General features: G+C 44.5%; 1 pseudogene. It reads left to right on the forward strand.

The features are described 5' to 3' along the window. A pseudogene (gene yebU, locus R7R78_RS28055) lies at positions 1-587 on the forward strand (16S rRNA (cytosine(1407)-C(5))-methyltransferase RsmF); the annotation flags it as partial.

Genomic DNA, 587 nt, shown 5'->3' on the forward strand with positions numbered 1-587 from the left:
ATGAAGATGCCATGAAGAATTGGACACAAGCGTCCGTTCTAGAAATCGCAGATACGCAAAAAGATCTCATTGAAAGCGCATTCCACGCACTTAAGCCAGGTGGCGTGCTAGTTTACTCAACGTGTACGTTAAGTACCGAGGAAAACCAGCAAGTTTGCCATCACTTAAAAGAAACCTTTGGTGACGCGGTTGAGTTTGAGAGTCTGGATGGATTATTTGAAAATGCCAACGCCGCATTAACAGAAGAAGGCTTCTTACACATCTTCCCTCAGGTTTATGACTGTGAAGGCTTCTTTGTTGCGCGTATTCGCAAACACCATTCTGTAGAGGCGCCACAAGTGAAAAAGCGCATGGGCAAATTCCCGTTCGTAAAAGCGTCGAAGAAAGAATCAGAAGAGATTTCAAAGCAACTACACAACGCATTGGATATTGAGTTACCTTCCGAAAGTACGGTTTGGCTCCGAGATAAAGACGTTTGGCTATTCCCAGATGCACTTGAGCCTATGATTGGCGAATTACGTTTTTCTCGCATGGGCATTAAAATCGCTGAAGCACATAAAAATGGCTACCGTTGGCAACACCAAGTC

This window comes from Vibrio sp. 2134-1 (genome assembly GCF_033339495.1).